This is a genomic window from Acinetobacter sp. YH12027 (assembly GCF_013420085.1).
GTDB lineage: Bacteria > Pseudomonadota > Gammaproteobacteria > Pseudomonadales > Moraxellaceae > Acinetobacter > Acinetobacter amyesii.
In genome coordinates this window covers 42,178-56,782 of sequence record NZ_VOYW01000022.1, presented here as the reverse complement: position 1 = coordinate 56,782, position 14,605 = coordinate 42,178, and the positions used below count along the sequence as shown (strand labels likewise).

General features: G+C 39.3%; 15 protein-coding genes and 1 pseudogene. 5 read left to right on the top strand and 11 right to left on the bottom strand.

The features are described 5' to 3' along the window. Positions 1–104: pseudogene (locus FTT94_RS09810) on the top strand (IS5/IS1182 family transposase); the annotation flags it as partial. A gap of 17 nt (positions 105–121) precedes the next feature. Here FTT94_RS09810 and FTT94_RS09805 read toward each other — a convergent pair. The 9 genes from FTT94_RS09805 to FTT94_RS09765 form a co-directional block, all read right to left on the bottom strand. After that, positions 122–430 (bottom strand): SEL1-like repeat protein, encoded by a 309-nt coding sequence (locus FTT94_RS09805; RefSeq protein ID WP_180170696.1) that lies wholly within the window; start codon positions 428–430, stop codon positions 122–124. A gap of 187 nt (positions 431–617) precedes the next feature. Further along, positions 618–3,257, bottom strand: a complete 2,640-nt coding sequence (locus FTT94_RS09800) for a bifunctional aconitate hydratase 2/2-methylisocitrate dehydratase (protein WP_180170695.1) — start codon at positions 3,255–3,257, stop codon at positions 618–620. Between the two features lie 297 nt (positions 3,258–3,554). Beyond that, positions 3,555–3,824 carry a hypothetical protein gene (locus FTT94_RS09795; RefSeq protein ID WP_180170694.1) on the bottom strand — a complete coding sequence of 90 codons (270 nt, stop codon included), beginning with the start codon at positions 3,822–3,824 and terminating at the stop codon, positions 3,555–3,557. 298 nt (positions 3,825–4,122) lie between these two features. Continuing rightward, the gene (locus FTT94_RS09790) at positions 4,123–4,482 is read right to left on the bottom strand and encodes a hypothetical protein (RefSeq protein WP_078188547.1); all 360 of its coding nucleotides are present in this window, start codon (positions 4,480–4,482) and stop codon (positions 4,123–4,125) included. A gap of 112 nt (positions 4,483–4,594) precedes the next feature. Further along, complete coding sequence (locus FTT94_RS09785; RefSeq protein ID WP_180170693.1) at positions 4,595–5,032, bottom strand: I78 family peptidase inhibitor; 438 nt, start codon at positions 5,030–5,032, stop codon at positions 4,595–4,597. 499 nt (positions 5,033–5,531) lie between these two features. Next, entirely contained in the window at positions 5,532–5,948 is a 417-nt protein-coding gene (locus FTT94_RS09780) for a heme-binding protein (protein WP_180007290.1), read from the bottom strand. Positions 5,949–6,051: 103 nt separating this feature from the next. Next, the gene (gene hemL / locus FTT94_RS09775) at positions 6,052–7,350 is read right to left on the bottom strand and encodes a glutamate-1-semialdehyde 2,1-aminomutase (RefSeq protein WP_180007291.1); all 1,299 of its coding nucleotides are present in this window, start codon (positions 7,348–7,350) and stop codon (positions 6,052–6,054) included. Positions 7,351–7,385: 35 nt separating this feature from the next. Next, complete coding sequence (thiE, locus tag FTT94_RS09770; RefSeq protein ID WP_078188828.1) at positions 7,386–8,006, bottom strand: thiamine phosphate synthase; 621 nt, start codon at positions 8,004–8,006, stop codon at positions 7,386–7,388. A 595-nt stretch (positions 8,007–8,601) separates the two neighbouring features. Continuing rightward, entirely contained in the window at positions 8,602–8,985 is a 384-nt protein-coding gene (locus FTT94_RS09765; protein ID WP_168378946.1) for a DUF962 domain-containing protein, read from the bottom strand. 321 nt (positions 8,986–9,306) lie between these two features. On the opposite strand from FTT94_RS09765, the gene FTT94_RS09760 reads away from it, so the two are divergent. Both FTT94_RS09760 and FTT94_RS09755 read left to right on the top strand, forming a co-directional pair. Continuing rightward, positions 9,307–10,767, top strand: coding sequence for an inorganic triphosphatase (locus tag FTT94_RS09760; RefSeq protein WP_180041340.1), 1,461 nt, complete (start codon positions 9,307–9,309; stop codon positions 10,765–10,767). Between the two features lie 223 nt (positions 10,768–10,990). Next, positions 10,991–11,422 (top strand): hypothetical protein, encoded by a 432-nt coding sequence (locus FTT94_RS09755; protein ID WP_180012250.1) that lies wholly within the window; start codon positions 10,991–10,993, stop codon positions 11,420–11,422. Between the two features lie 100 nt (positions 11,423–11,522). Here FTT94_RS09755 and FTT94_RS09750 read toward each other — a convergent pair whose 3' ends face one another. Both FTT94_RS09750 and FTT94_RS09745 read right to left on the bottom strand, forming a co-directional pair. Beyond that, a complete protein-coding gene (locus tag FTT94_RS09750; protein WP_180002979.1) occupies positions 11,523–11,693 on the bottom strand; it encodes a hypothetical protein in 171 nt (56 codons plus the stop codon). Between the two features lie 460 nt (positions 11,694–12,153). Beyond that, positions 12,154–12,786 carry a hypothetical protein gene (locus FTT94_RS09745; RefSeq protein WP_180160064.1) on the bottom strand — a complete coding sequence of 211 codons (633 nt, stop codon included), beginning with the start codon at positions 12,784–12,786 and terminating at the stop codon, positions 12,154–12,156. Between the two features lie 107 nt (positions 12,787–12,893). Between FTT94_RS09745 and FTT94_RS09740 the strand changes: the two genes are divergently transcribed. After that, positions 12,894–13,295, top strand: a complete 402-nt coding sequence (locus tag FTT94_RS09740) for a DUF3144 domain-containing protein (protein ID WP_078188837.1) — start codon at positions 12,894–12,896, stop codon at positions 13,293–13,295. A gap of 172 nt (positions 13,296–13,467) precedes the next feature. Beyond that, entirely contained in the window at positions 13,468–14,532 is a 1,065-nt protein-coding gene (locus FTT94_RS09735; RefSeq protein WP_180170692.1) for an amidohydrolase, read from the top strand. Positions 14,533–14,605: the final 73 nt, after the last annotated feature.

The following is a 14,605-nucleotide window of genomic DNA, read 5'->3' as shown; positions in this document are numbered from 1 at the left end:
AGACATTTAGAATATTAAGTGAACGCTATCGAAATAGACGGAAAAGATTCGGTTTACGCATTAACTTAATCGCTGCACTGGTAAACCGGATAAATTTTCAATAATGACTTTCGCAAGAGATCTAATTTTCATTTCCAGCTTCAGCATAATATTTTAATGCAGAATCTAAATTTTTATCGACATAAATTCCATTCTCATAAAAATTCCCAAGCTCATTTTTAGCATAACTACTAATATTATTTACGTTTTCTAAAGTTAATAATTTTTTATATGCTTTTTCATACTTTTTCTTTTCAAGCAGACCTTTATACTCATTCAAAATATTTTTTTCTTGCTGTTCGGATAAAATTAATGGTTCAGATGAGCTTGATGAACAAGAGCTTAAAAAAAATACTATAACTAAAGGTAAAAAATATAATCTAAAGTTCATAACTAATCCGTGAATTCAATATCACTTATTTCTTAATATTTTATAAAAGTCGTTTAAACCTAATAACAGATTAAACTTACAATATTCTAATTAATCAAATTTAAACACGTATAAAATTCGCAATATACTCTTTTAATAATAAAATAAGGGCTGATAAATCAGCCCTTATTTTCAACTACTTAATCAATTAAGACAATTGAGCAGCAGCAATTTTCTTAGTATCAACATCTTTAGAAGCGTCAGTATAGTCGCTCATTTTGTCGAAGCTTAAGTATTGGTAGATGTCAGCAGACATGCTATCAATTTGAGCTGCGTATTCTTGGTACTCAGCTGGAGTTGGTAATTTACCAAGTACAGCAGCAACAGAAGCAAGCTCAGCAGAAGCTAAGTAAACGTTCGCACCTTGACCTAGACGGTTCGGGAAGTTACGAGTAGAAGTCGATACACAAGTAGTGTTCGGAGCTACACGTGCTTGGTTACCCATACATAATGAACAACCTGGCATTTCTGTACGAGCGCCAGCTTTACCATAGATGTTATAGAAACCTTCTTCCATCAATTGACGTTCGTCCATACGAGTTGGAGGAGCCAACCATAGACGAGTAGATAAAGAACCACCAGGAACTTTGTCTAGAAGTTTACCAGCTGCACGGAAATGACCGATGTTAGTCATACATGAACCAACGAATACTTCGTCAATTTTCACGCCTTGAACGTCAGAAAGCAATTTAGCGTCATCTGGGTCATTCGGGCAGCAAAGAACTGGTTCAGTGATTGTAGAAAGGTCGATTTCGTACACTTTAGTGTATTCAGCGTCAGCATCAGCTTTAAGAAGTGATGGGTTAGCCAACCATTTTTCCATGTTCTCTACACGGCGCGCCATAGTACGAGCATCGCCATAACCTTCAGAAATCATCCATTTCAACATAGTAATGTTTGATTTAAGGTATTCAGCAACTTTCTCTTCAGAAAGCGTGATAGAACAACCAGCAGCTGAACGTTCAGCAGATGCGTCAGAAAGTTCGAACGCTTGCTCAACAGTAAGGTCCGTTTCCATTTCTGTAAGGTCGATCTCAAGGATACGACCAGAGAAGATGTTCTTCTTACCTTTTTTCTCTACAGTTAAGTCGCCTTGTTGAATCGCAACGTAAGGAATCGCATGTACTAGGTCACGTAGAGTGATACCAGGTTGCATTTTACCTTTGAACTTAACAAGAACAGACTCAGGCATGTCTAGTGGCATAACGCCAGTTGCAGCAGCAAACGCTACAAGACCAGAACCCGCTGGGAAAGAAATACCGATTGGGAAACGAGTATGTGAGTCACCGCCAGTACCTACTGTATCTGGAAGAAGCATACGGTTTAACCAAGAGTGAATAATACCGTCACCTGGACGTAGTGATACACCACCACGGTTCATGATGAAATCAGGAAGCGAGTGTTGCATTTGAACGTCAACTGGTTTTGGATACGCAGCTGTGTGACAGAAAGATTGCATAACTAGGTCAGCAGAGAAGCCTAGGCAAGCAAGATCTTTAAGTTCGTCACGAGTCATTGGACCTGTTGTATCTTGAGAACCAACAGTCGTCATCTTAGGTTCGCAGTAAGTACCTGGAAGTACACCTTGACCTTCAGGAAGACCACAAGCGCGACCAACCATTTTTTGAGCTTGAGTGAAGCCTTTACCAGTAGCTGCAGGTTGAACTGGAGTACGGAATAAAGTTGAAGGTGCAAGACCAAGAGCTTCACGAGCTTTAGTTGTTAAACCACGTCCAACGATAAGGTTGATACGGCCACCAGCACGTACTTCGTCTAGAAGAACTGGAGTTTTAAGTTCAGATTCAGCGATTTGAGCGCCGTCTTTGAACGCAGTAACTTTAGCAGCAGCGTGGTCGATTTTAAGCGTGATTTCGTCGCCCATGTTCATGTTTTGAACATCGATTTCTACTGGCAATGCACCAGCATCTTCCATTGTGTTGAAGAAAATCGGAGCGATTTTAGAACCTAAGCAGTAACCACCGTCTTTTTTGTTCGGGATGTGAGCAATTTCGTCACCGAAGAACCAAAGTACAGAGTTAGTTGCTGACTTACGGCTTGAACCAGTACCAACAACGTCACCTACGTAAGCAACTTGGTTGCCTTTCGCGATAAGGTCTTTAATTTGGTTAAGTGGACCAACTTCACCAGGAACTTCTGGGTTGATACCGTCACGTACGTTTTTAAGCATTGCGTTAGCATGTAACGGAATGTCTGGACGGCTCCACGCGTCTTGTGCAGGTGACAAGTCGTCTGTGTTCGTTTCACCAGTTACTTTGAAAACTGTAAGTTTGATTTCTTCAGGAACGTCTTTACGGCTAGTGAACCATTCAGCATCTGCCCAAGATTGCATAACTGCTTGTGCATTCGCATTACCCGCTTTTGCTTTATCAGCAACGTCGTGGAAGGCATCAAATACAAGAAGAGTTTTCTTAAGTGCGTCAGCAGCTAATTCACCAAGCTCTGCATCATCAAGAAGTGCAACTAAAGGAGCAACGTTATAACCACCAAGCATAGTACCTAGTAGGTAAACCGCACGTTCTTTAGTTACTAGTGGAGAAGTCGCTTCACCTTTTGCCAAAGCAGCTAAGAAAGCAGCTTTAACGTATGCAGCTTGGTCAACACCCGCTGGAACACGGTTTTCTAGTAAATCAACTAAAAATGCTTCTTCGCCAGCTGGTGGGTTTTTTAATAATTCAACTAATGCAGCTGTTTGAGCATCGTCAAGTGGCTTCGGTGGGACTCCGAGTGCGGCACGTTCTTCAACGTGTTGGCGGTAAGCTTCTAGCACGGTGTTATTCCTCTTTTTTAAAAAATTATTTACGCATTCCTGCTTTAAATAAAGCTACGCAAATAATATGGACTGCTAAATTTTACTAAAATTCCAGTTAAAAGTTAATGCACTACAAGTGTTTCTTCGTGATGCCCGTTATTTTATAAATAAATGATCCTCATATCGTTTATACATTAAGCAAAATCAATACTTAGAACACGCTTTTCTTGCGCATATTAACTTTTGACTAAAATTAACCATCAAAAAACAGGCAACTAAATGTTGCCTGTTTTTATCTGTATTAGATATTCCACCTTAGTGGACAGTGGTTGCAGTGATATATTGCTGAAGTTCTGCTAGATCGCCTGTAAATCTGAGGCACCATTCGTCCTGGCATGTGGTTTGATGTTGATTACTTGCAAAGCTGATATCGACCAAATAGCGTTGAGAAAATGCATCTACTTTTTGGCGTAAAGTGACTTTATCTCCAATGCTGAGCACGTAGTTCCCACCACCGATAATTGCTACGCCTTGTTCATCTTCTAGGAGTAGATCTGAGTGATGCATATAACCGATAACGTCCATATTCTACTCCTCTACTGTTTTTTTATTCTCCATTTCATTATTCATTAAAAAGACTTGCTTTTCTATATTTATGATTTAGCAAGTTGTCACAATTAGTATTTTGCCTTGCTTAGGCTATTTTTAAATCTTTAAGCATCTCATGCTCAAGATGACCCTAAGAGAAATATGCATACGCGAAATAAGTATGAACTCAATCATATGGCTAAACGACGGATAGTTGCCCCGCTGTAACTACTCGCTGATGAATACAGCCTTTAGATTTCGCTTTACGCTTTTTCTCGCATAAAAAAACCGTTCCTTAGAACGGTTTGTAATCTGGCATTTCGGTATGCGGTGTTGCGATACATTTTTCAGTAAACTCAGCACGAATTTTTTCACGTGCTTTTTCAACATCAGCATTAATCTCAGCTTGCGGCAAGGCATAAACTTCATCAATGATGTTCAGGATAAAGCCTTTGGTGGTTTCATCCTCAATCTTGCTGGCATGCTCAACTGCTTTGTCTTTTTCAATTGCATTTTGACGATCTAACATAATCGTACGTGCAGCATTACCTACACTGCGGCAGTAACCCTGCCACTGCTCTTCAGGGGTTAATGGTTTTTTCTCAGCACAGCCGACCAAAGCCACCATAACGGATAAAGCAAATAACTTTTTCATGAACTTCTCCTTACGAGGGGCAATATAAAAGATCGTAATGGATTTGTCATTTAAATTAGTCGCAGCCGAACAAACAAAAAAAGCCCTTTCGGACCTTTTTTATGCGTTTGAATTAACCGCAAGTTGCTTGAATAATCTTTTGATTGATTGGATTTACAGTGACGGTGACACGCTCTACACGATAATCCATTGTCACTGGCTGCCCAGGTTTGACTAGACGGACAATTTGAGCTTGGCTAATCGCCTTGATCTGATTTTCTGTCAATTTTGCTTGGCCAATCAACGTCTTTGCCTTATCAGCAACACATTGGGTCTGGCTACTACGGAATAATACCCACTCTTCAACCACTTGCCCGTTTGGCAGATGGCAATACCCTACCTGACCATTTGCTTCATCACGAATTTCAAGTTTACCTTTTTGCTCTACACAATATTGGCTGGCTGGATTTGCCATACCAATTTTTTCTGGTGTATTTTCAGTTTGCTGTGTTGTGCTACAACCCGCCATAAGTGCTGTCAGTGCAACTAAAATCCATATATTTTTCATCATGTCTATTTCTGAATATAAAAATTTAACTTATCAAGTTTATGGCAAATAAACGAGTTGTTTATTGCAATTTTTAGCAAGCACTCTTTTTCTGTGATTGGGTGTGATATCCAAATTGGGCAACAACACATCCATTGTTCAATAATTAGGAAATCCATGAAAGAAGAATAAAGGATTAAGCTGTATTGGGTTATGAAACCCGTTAAAAACCATTGCTGAACGTTGTCGAGGTAACAAACTAGGATAGAGATTCTATTTAATTGCTGGAATCTATAATTTGGAACTGCGTAAAAATGACTTATAAAAGAGGTCTATTAATTGAGTAAGATATAATCTTACTTCAACAAAGTTATACATAAGTTACTAACATGCTTAATATTTCAGCTCAATCTTAGATTTTTTTCGACTTAATGCTATGACCGAGATTTATCGACATCTAAACCAAAATATATTAAGGCCAATGATTTCGACAAGACTGAAGTATCTATTACGCTCACAATATTTAGTTTTGCTGCGCTAAAAAAGCTTGAATCGCCTGCTGTGCAATTTCAGCATCCTGAAAAGACTTTACGCCAGACACGCCCATTGCACCAACCAACTGCCCTTCATACATAATCGGCTCACCGCCTTCCAGCATGCCTGAAAAGGTATCCATGGTCAGAAAGCCCATTTGACCGCCTTTAATAATGTCTTCAAAAAGTTTTGAAGGACGGCGGCTAATCGCAGAACATTTGGCTTTTTCTAAGCATAGGTTTGCTGTCATTGGCGATGCACCATCCATGCGTTTCATCGCTAACAAATTGCCTGTCTCATCCGTAACCGCAATGCTGACATTAAAACCATTTTCGACTGCATAAGCATGTGCTGTGTTTAGTAAAAATTCTGCATCTGCCAAAGTTAAATAATGCTTGGTTTTCATTTAAAAATCCTTCTCTTAAAAAACTGAACTTAAAACAACAAAAAAAGCCCACAGCAGGCTGCGGGCTTTATTCTAAAGCAGAATTTACCAATTTAAATGAAAATTACTTCATTTTGGCAAAAACTTCTTTCGCCATTTCAATGGTAAATGCAATATCTTCATCGCTATGCGCGCTTGAGAAGAAACCTGCTTCAAATGCTGAAGGTGCTAAGTTTACACCGCGCTGTAACATACCGTGGAAGAAAGTACGGAAAGCATCTACATCACATTTCAGAATTGAATCAAAACCGGTGATTTCAGTTTGATCAGTGAAATAAATACCGAACATGCCGCCCACTTGCTGCGTAAAGAACGGAATGCCCGCTTCGTCTGCAGCTGCCTGTAAACCAGCAAGCAAACCTGCCAATTTTTCAGTCAAAGTTTCATAGAAGCCCGGCTGACGCAAATGTTTAAACATCTCAATACCGGCACGCATAGCCAATGGGTTACCAGACAATGTACCTGCTTGATAGACCTTGCCCAGTGGTGCAATGCATTCCATCACTTCGCGTTTACCCCCAAATGCGCCAACTGGCAGGCCAGCACCAATAATTTTACCCAACGTGGTTAAATCAGGTGTTACGCCATAATGTGCTTGCGCACCGCCAAGACCGACACGGAAACCTGTCATTACTTCATCAATGATAAAGACCGAACCATGCTCATCACACACATCGCGAATTGCTTGCAAGAAACCCTCAATCGGTTTCACCAAGTTCATGTTGCCTGCAACTGGCTCGACAATTACACCTGCAATTTCTGAACCGAATTTTGCAAAGCATTCTTTAAGCATCGCAATATCGTTATACGGCAGTGTTAAGGTATGTTTAGCGAAATCAGCTGGAACACCTGCAGAAGTCGCTTCACCCTCACCTTTAGTAAGTAGGCCAGAACCCGCTTTCACTAAAAGCGAATCTGAATGGCCATGGTAGCAGCCTTCGAATTTTACAATCTTGTCACGGCCGGTGTAGCCACGAGCAAGACGGATGGCGGTCATAGTCGCTTCAGTCCCTGAGTTGGTCATACGAACCAATTCAATAGACGGCATAATTTCGCAAATAATATCCGCCAATGTCGTTTCATGCACAGTTGGCGCACCAAAACTTAAACCATCAACAGCCGCTTCTTGAACCGCTTTAATAATGTCGGGCTGCGCATGACCTAAAATCATTGGGCCCCAAGAGCCGACATAGTCGACATAGCGTTTTCCGTCTACGTCATAGAGATATGCGCCTTGCGCTTTTTCGATAAATACCGGTGTACCGCCTACACCATTAAATGCGCGTACAGGAGAGTTTACGCCGCCAGGAATATGCTTGCTGGCTTGTTTAAATAATTGTTCTTGCTTAGCAGATAAGCTCATAAAAATTCTCTACTTATTCAATCTAAAAAATAAAATTAAGCTTGTTCAGCAAAAAGCTCAGACCATTCATAAACACGACTGCTTACAGCAGACATTGAACGACCTAATACATCACTAATCACAGCACAAAGATCAGCACCCGCTTCAATCACTTCAGCGGAGTTCTCTACAGTTAAACCACCAATTGCACAAATAGGTACATTTAGTTTCGCTTTGGCTTGTTTTAGCGTTTCTAAGCCAATATTGCCTGCTTCAGGCTTGGTTTCAGTTGCAAAAATGGCGCCAAAAGCCACATAGTTTGCACCGTCTGCAATCGCCTGCTCAGCCAGCTCTAAAGAGTTATTACAGCTTCGACCGATCAAAACATTTTTAGGTAAGCGTGCTACAGCTTCAGCAATTGAACCGTCATCTTGCCCTAAATGGACCCCCACACCATATTGAACTGCAGTTTCTAGATCGTCATTAATAACAAAAGGCACTTTGTACTGATTACACATATTTTTCATGTATTCAATTTCATAAGCCTGATCTTCCTTTGCCACTTTTTTACGGCGATATTGCAAAACAGCAACTTCATAAGTTGCCATCGCGCCTTCGAGTTTGGCTAAAAGCAATTCGATAGGATCATCATTGGTAATGAGGTATAAACCACGCATAGTTCAATCACAACTTAAAACTTTTGAATATTATAACGATTAGGTCTATGAAATGTTGCTTGGGGCATAAAATTTTAATGCTTTGCCGCTGAGAAAGTTATATTCCTTTTCACAGGACTGCTTATATAAATGTTTAATTGAATTTTCTGTAGAAAATGGCAAAAAATACCTATTTTTAGGTATAGAACAAAACTGATACAAATTATCTAATAGCGAAACAGAAGAATACAAAAAACAGCGCATAAAAACAAAACACTTGATAAGAATAAAATATGCAACCTATTAGACTTTTTGGTGCTTGGTAAGAAACGTTTTGGGGAGCGTTCAGAGCATCAAAAAGTCTAGCCTATTTTTTTTTGTGAACATTTTTGTGGTTAAATCTTTCAAACAATAGACCATTTCTAAGGCCATAAAAAAAGCCTAGAGAAGGTCACTCTAGGCTTGGAAAACTGGGGTTTATCGTCTATTTATCTTTCAGATAAACAGTGAATAAACAATATGAACATTATTAGACTAATCACTCTAAACTTACAAGTCATTTACTCAAAAAACTACACCAAAATCAATAAAAATTAAACGTTTGATTAATAAATAATTAACTATCAATCTTATCTAAATTACGGTCTTTTAAGCTTAAGTTCCCCTTCACAATATCAGACAGCATGCGCCAATCGGAAATAAAGCTGTATAAAGGCTGCTTGAAACTTGCCGGCTTATTTTTTTCAAAGAAAAAATGTCCGACCCATGCACAAGCATAGCCTGAAACCAGGCCATAAGCAAAATACTTTGGTTGTCTTTTTAAAATTGCTTTTGCAAAGAAATAGAGTCCAATACTGCTGCCGGTGGCATGTAAACGACGACTCATAATATTTCGATGTTCAGTCAAATAAAATCGATAAAATTGCGAATAGTCACGAATCGGTAACTGAAATTCGGGCTTTAAGTTTCGATTAAACTCGGGTTGTACTTGTGAATTCATGTTGTGCTCATCCTGAACTTATTTTAATCAACATAGCTTAAAATTCGTCCGCGTTAAAGACGTAAAATTTTATTTTGTTCCAATGAAAGTCGAACCATTGTGAATTATACAATTGATGGAATATCCATCTTTTAAAACTTTTCTTCGTCCAAAATCAGAGTTTTCAAATCCGTCAAGTCTTACTTCTCAACTGTTTTTCGCTACAATCGATACGCGTTTAGTTGATAGAAAATGTACGCACATTTTAGTTTTTCATTTTTATAAAAATTTAAAGATCGCTTCATGCCAGATCATGAAGTTGTGACATCAGGACAGAAAACCATGGTTGAAGTTGAATTAAAGTTCCAGATTCCAGAAGCACGTCGAACTGCATTATTAAAAGCACTCGATCCAAAAAAATCGGAACAAATTCAACTTAAAGCTAAATATTTTGATACCCCAGATCGAAAAATGGCACAGCAGCATGCAGCCTTGCGTCAGCGTTTAGAAGGAACCCGCTGGATTCAAACCCTGAAAGCTGCAGGTAAAAGCCACATTGAACGCTTTGAACATAACTTAGATTTGGGTGAAGTTGAACAAGCTCCTGCTTTAGATTTATCGGTCTATGCCAATAAAGCTGAAGTTCAATCGGTTTTAAAAACCACTTTAGGCGATCAGCAAGATACGCTACAACTTCAATTTGAAACTGACATTCTGAGAACTTATCGCGTCATAGAGTTTGAAGACGCCAAGATCGAAGTTAGCTTAGATGTCGGCTGTATCCGCAGTAACAGCACAGAAACAGAGGTTCACGAAGTTGAATTTGAACTTAAAAGTGGCTCTATTCAATCGCTTCTAGCCTTTAGTTTTGAATGGGTTAAAAAGTACCATTTGTGGTTAGACGTTCGCAGTAAAGCGGAAATTGGTAACTTGCTGGCATTGAATCAAACGGTGAGTCCAGCAGTTGAGGCTAAAGAATTTCAACTCAGTAAAAAAGACACTGCCGCAAAAAACTTACGACTTTTAATTGCACAGGAAATGCAGCACCTTCTGCCTAATATTGCCGCAATTTCTGCAGGTGTGGCTCAGGCCGAGCACATTACACAAGCTCAAAAAGCACTCCATCATTTACAATTAACCATTTCGCTGTTTAAAGATTGGAACAGCGATATCATTGAAAAATGGGCATTGCAATTAGGCGCATTTAAACAGCAGTTTGAACAATTACACCATTTTGAGCACATGCAAAATACCTTGGGTGGCTTTTTACAAAACCCAACGACTTCTGAAAATTTAACCAAAGATATTTTGTATGCCAAAGAGAAGTTAGGCAATTTGGTTAAATCGACTCAAAATGTACATCATTATCTTGAGCTTTTAATGTTTAGTTTGAAAATCGATGATGCACCGCAGCAACATGATTTTAAATGGCATGCTCAAAACACCCTGCAAAACCAATATAAAGCCCTGCAAGAGGCTTTAAATGATGCCGACATTAACAATTTTGAAAGCTTAGATGTGCTTTCTCAGCGCATACAAGAGCTTAAATTTAGCTTCCCTATTTTGACATCGATTTATGATGTAAAAAACTTGCAGAAATACAGTAAAGCGCTTAATGATGCACAAGTCGCGGCTCAGGAATACCAAGTCCTATCTTCTTCTGCACAATATATTCAGCAAACAGAGCTGGAAGCTAGCGATTGGTTTGTTCTCGGTTGGTTGACGGCAAAACAAGAGGTTTATGCAGATAAGCTATTAGACGCGACAGAACAATTCCTTGTCAGTCGAAAACTTATTAAATAAAACCTAAGGGAGATTCAATGATTCTCCCTGTTTATTTGTATCCTACATTGTCATATAGATATTCATTTGTTGATCATTCAGATTCAAAGTCGGCTATTTACAATTCATCATTTCCTTAGTTTGACTCAGTTACATTGAAATATTTTGAGAAGCTATTATTTTTGTTTTCTGGATAAAAACTTTTAAAATAAGCTATCTGAAAATTTAGATTCAGGGTGGTTTTATGTTGAAAAGTCACATACCTGTAATTCATCCCCTATTTTCATTTTCACTTATTTTTATCATTTTCCCATTACTGAGTGCTTGTAGTGAACAACATAAGCCTGTGCAAAGTACCGAATTAAGGCGCACGGCATCCTTACAAGTCGAAAAGCCGCTTTCTCCAACTCAAAACTTTGATCAGACACGACGAACCTTTAAAGTCCTGCGCAATAATAATGAGGACTATGGTGATGAGTCTTACCAAATCAAAACCGATGCTGGCACACTGAGTATTTACAGCATGAACTTGAATCCGCAACAAGGTCAGCTACTATCTAGCGTCAAGTCTGGAGAATGTCTCACCCTATCGAGTCAAAGCGACAATTTGATTGCGGTTGATGGTTATATCAGTGTGATGGAATTGGGTGACATTAAAATTCATCCCTGCAAATAAACTTCAATATAGTATTTGCATATCAGTCATTCAAAAAAACTAAGAAAATTGCCTTAAGGCTACACTGCTATTGGGGGTTTAATTCATAATCCATACTGATTTAACCTTGTGCTAATAACCCCCATGATTTCATGGCATTACTCACCATGCGTTGTAATTGTGTCAAGGCCATACCATCACGTGCTTGTATCGTCATCCCTTGCAATAAGGTCATATAAAAATCAGTCAATTGCTCTGCATGAGCCAAACTTTCAATTTCGGCATTTGCCATAGTGGCTATTTTCACATTAGGGCGTGGATTACATAATCCAAAGCATCCTTGTGCAGCGAACTAAATTCACGTTCTAAGTAATATCGTCAACATATTTAATTAACTGATGTTACGCACGTAAAAGTAATTACGCATTTTTAAAATGATTTTTAAGTCTATTCGACGGAGTCTTACATCTAGGGTTTAAATAAAGGGATTAGCCTTCGGCTGGAGGTACTTTTGTTTCGGCAAAATGAGAAGCGAAGCTTCGCAAGGAAACCATCTTGCGGAGCAATGCTCCTCACCGCAAAACTCGTTCACTAGCGTCTACTTATTCAAAGTATCGCAAAAACATTTTTAAATAGATGTAGTTCTGTCTCAAACACTTGCGGATGACGTTGCCGCGTATCGCTCTTTTATTTGAATCAAATGGCGCTTCTGATGTTACTGCGTAACATCAGTAATTAACGATATTTATTAATTAACGATATTTCCCAAAGATTTTCCACGTATTGTTATCTGCTAAAGGGTCACTATAGCTATCGCTACGGGCTTTACGTGGTTTGTCACGGGCATCCACCAATTTAAACTCGTTTTCGACACTGAGTACAATGCCATTCACATAAAAACGGGTACGGGTATAATCACTTTGCCCATGTTGAAATACATAGGTTCTGAGGTCAATAAATTCACGGTGTGCGACTAAAGCTGCAGTGTCATCGCTGTCTAGCCAATGTCGCATCGCTTGAATTTGATCTGCTTCAAACTGCCCACATTTTTCAACTAAGCTAGCAATACCACGAAAGGTTTTAGATTCTTTCGCACGTGTTTTGTTGATTCGAATACGATCCACATGAAAATAAAAAAGCGGCAGATTCAAATGACTCGGCAAATGTATTGCATCAAGGACTTCATCTTCCATAAAGGGCTGAAATAAGTCTTGAGCACGTTCAATTAAACCTGTCCACTGCGCATAATATTCGGCTACTTCAGACTGTGTACCATAATAAATGGGCAGCCCTTCTACATTGGCTAAGGTTGAGGGCGGCCAAATATTTTGTCGAAGTAATGCAATATCACTTTTCAGACTTTGCACTGCGATTGCGTCTTGCATGGGGTATTCCACTTTACTTAGGCTATTTTTTAGATTAAGTCAAAGGTTTAGTTTCTGCAAGGCTTTGCCTATAATACTGCATTAGATTTTTATGCTAGGACACATTCATGGTTCAAAAGATTGAAGCTACTGATGTAACCGAAGAAGAAGCGTTGAATGCAGCTTTCTTTGAACGTGCGGATGAATTTATTAAACAAGCCAATGAATTTTGTCGTGTTGAAAAAGGTTCTCAAGTCAAACCTGCAGAAATGCGCGGCCAAGTGAGTGCTGCCATGTTATTTGGTACTGCTCGCTTTAATACTTGGGTTGCTGCCAATGGCTTCAAAGATGGCAAAGAAATGCGTGATGCCAAAGATCAAGTGATGTCTTATATTCTTCAACAATTTCAAATGATGCTTGAAGATAATTATGATGAATATTGCGAACAGTTTGAAAACTATCTTCGCTTCCGTCATAACGAAGAATTCCATGCAAATAAGCATGATCACGACCACGATCATCAGCATTAATCAAAAGCCCTTCGGGGCTTTTTTTATACAACTTCTCTTTCACAAAGCTTTGATTTAATATTCAGTCATAACGTTGTATTTTCATCATTCAAACTATTTTTAGTGCCTTGTGTATTCGAAAATACAATGAAATACGCAAGAAATGGACATGGTTTTAAGGACAAGGATAGCAATGCAGACGCTCGATTTTGCCATCGTGGATTCACATATACATCAATGGGATCCATACAATACCCCACATGCCGCTTCACTTGCCGTGAAATTATTGGGTAAACACCCCTACTTGCTCGACAAAATGATGCGCTTAGTTAAGCCGCAAGAGTTAATTGACACGGTTGGCTTGACCAAACATGTGACGACACCGTATTTGCCTGAAAATTATAAGCAAGATGCAGGACATTATCAGGTCGATCAAATCGTACATGTAGAAGCGAGCTGGCATGACCATAAAGGCAAAGGGGTGGTTGGTGAAACCAAGTTTATTGAATCCTTAGATTTTAATGCTCAAAAAATTAAACTTGGTGCCATAGTTGGCACTGCAGACCCATGTGACAGTAGTTTTAAGAAAATTCTTAAAATGCATAAACAAGCCTCGCCGCATTTTCGTGGCATACGGAAAATGGCAGCTGTACATGAAGACCCAAAAGTTCATGCATGGACCAATGAGCCGCATCTCTATACCAATAAAAAATTTATGAAAGGTTTTGAAGCCCTCGCTCAAATGAACTTAAGTTTTGATGCATGGGTTTATTCAGACCAGATTCGTGATTTAACCGCTATAGCACGTGCTTTCCCCGAAACATCTATCGTGCTGGATCATTTTGGGACACCTGTCGGTGCCTTTGGACCCGTCGGCTCACATACAGGCTTAACCCAAACTTCACGTGACAATATCTTGTTTCGTTGGAAAGATGATTTAGCTGAACTGGCAAGTTGTCCAAACGTTTATACCAAAATGTCGGGTTTATTCATGCCTGTTTTGGGTCATCAGTTTCATAAAGAACAACGCCTTGCATCCAAACAAGAGATTTTCGATTGTGCCTTCCCGCTTATTTCGCATGCTCTACAATGCTTTGGGAAATACCGTGTGATGTTTGGCTCTAACTTCCCGATGGATAGTGTGAGTGCATCCTTGGTGAATATTATTGACGCCTTTTCAGATGCGGTCGCGAGTTATGATCCTGATGCGCTGACTTTAGTCTTCCAACAAAATGCGCGTCAGTTCTACCGCCTATAAGTTCGTTTAGATAATCTTGCAATCAAGTTATCCAATGCAGCTCAAAAAAAATCCTCCATCTGGAGGATTTTTT

Bases quoted from the DNA above. Each gene is read 5' to 3' on its own strand.
- FTT94_RS09750 (WP_180002979.1), bottom strand. From the start codon at position 11,693: ATGGCAAATGCCGAAATTGAAAGTTTGGCTCATGCAGAGCAATTGACT.
- FTT94_RS09790 (WP_078188547.1), bottom strand. From the start codon at position 4,482: ATGAAAAAGTTATTTGCTTTATCCGTTATGGTGGCTTTGGTCGGCTGT.
- FTT94_RS09755 (WP_180012250.1), top strand. From the start codon at position 10,991: ATGTTGAAAAGTCACATACCTGTAATTCATCCCCTATTTTCATTTTCA.
- FTT94_RS09780 (WP_180007290.1), bottom strand. From the start codon at position 5,948: ATGAAAACCAAGCATTATTTAACTTTGGCAGATGCAGAATTTTTACTA.
- FTT94_RS09745 (WP_180160064.1), bottom strand. From the start codon at position 12,786: ATGCAAGACGCAATCGCAGTGCAAAGTCTGAAAAGTGATATTGCATTA.
- FTT94_RS09760 (WP_180041340.1), top strand. From the start codon at position 9,307: ATGGTTGAAGTTGAATTAAAGTTCCAGATTCCAGAAGCACGTCGAACT.
- FTT94_RS09740 (WP_078188837.1), top strand. From the start codon at position 12,894: ATGGTTCAAAAGATTGAAGCTACTGATGTAACCGAAGAAGAAGCGTTG.
- FTT94_RS09795 (WP_180170694.1), bottom strand. From the start codon at position 3,824: ATGGACGTTATCGGTTATATGCATCACTCAGATCTACTCCTAGAAGAT.
- FTT94_RS09785 (WP_180170693.1), bottom strand. From the start codon at position 5,032: ATGATGAAAAATATATGGATTTTAGTTGCACTGACAGCACTTATGGCG.
- FTT94_RS09765 (WP_168378946.1), bottom strand. From the start codon at position 8,985: ATGAATTCACAAGTACAACCCGAGTTTAATCGAAACTTAAAGCCCGAA.
- FTT94_RS09735 (WP_180170692.1), top strand. From the start codon at position 13,468: ATGCAGACGCTCGATTTTGCCATCGTGGATTCACATATACATCAATGG.
- FTT94_RS09805 (WP_180170696.1), bottom strand. From the start codon at position 430: ATGAACTTTAGATTATATTTTTTACCTTTAGTTATAGTATTTTTTTTA.
- thiE (WP_078188828.1), bottom strand. From the start codon at position 8,006: ATGCGTGGTTTATACCTCATTACCAATGATGATCCTATCGAATTGCTT.
- hemL (WP_180007291.1), bottom strand. From the start codon at position 7,350: ATGAGCTTATCTGCTAAGCAAGAACAATTATTTAAACAAGCCAGCAAG.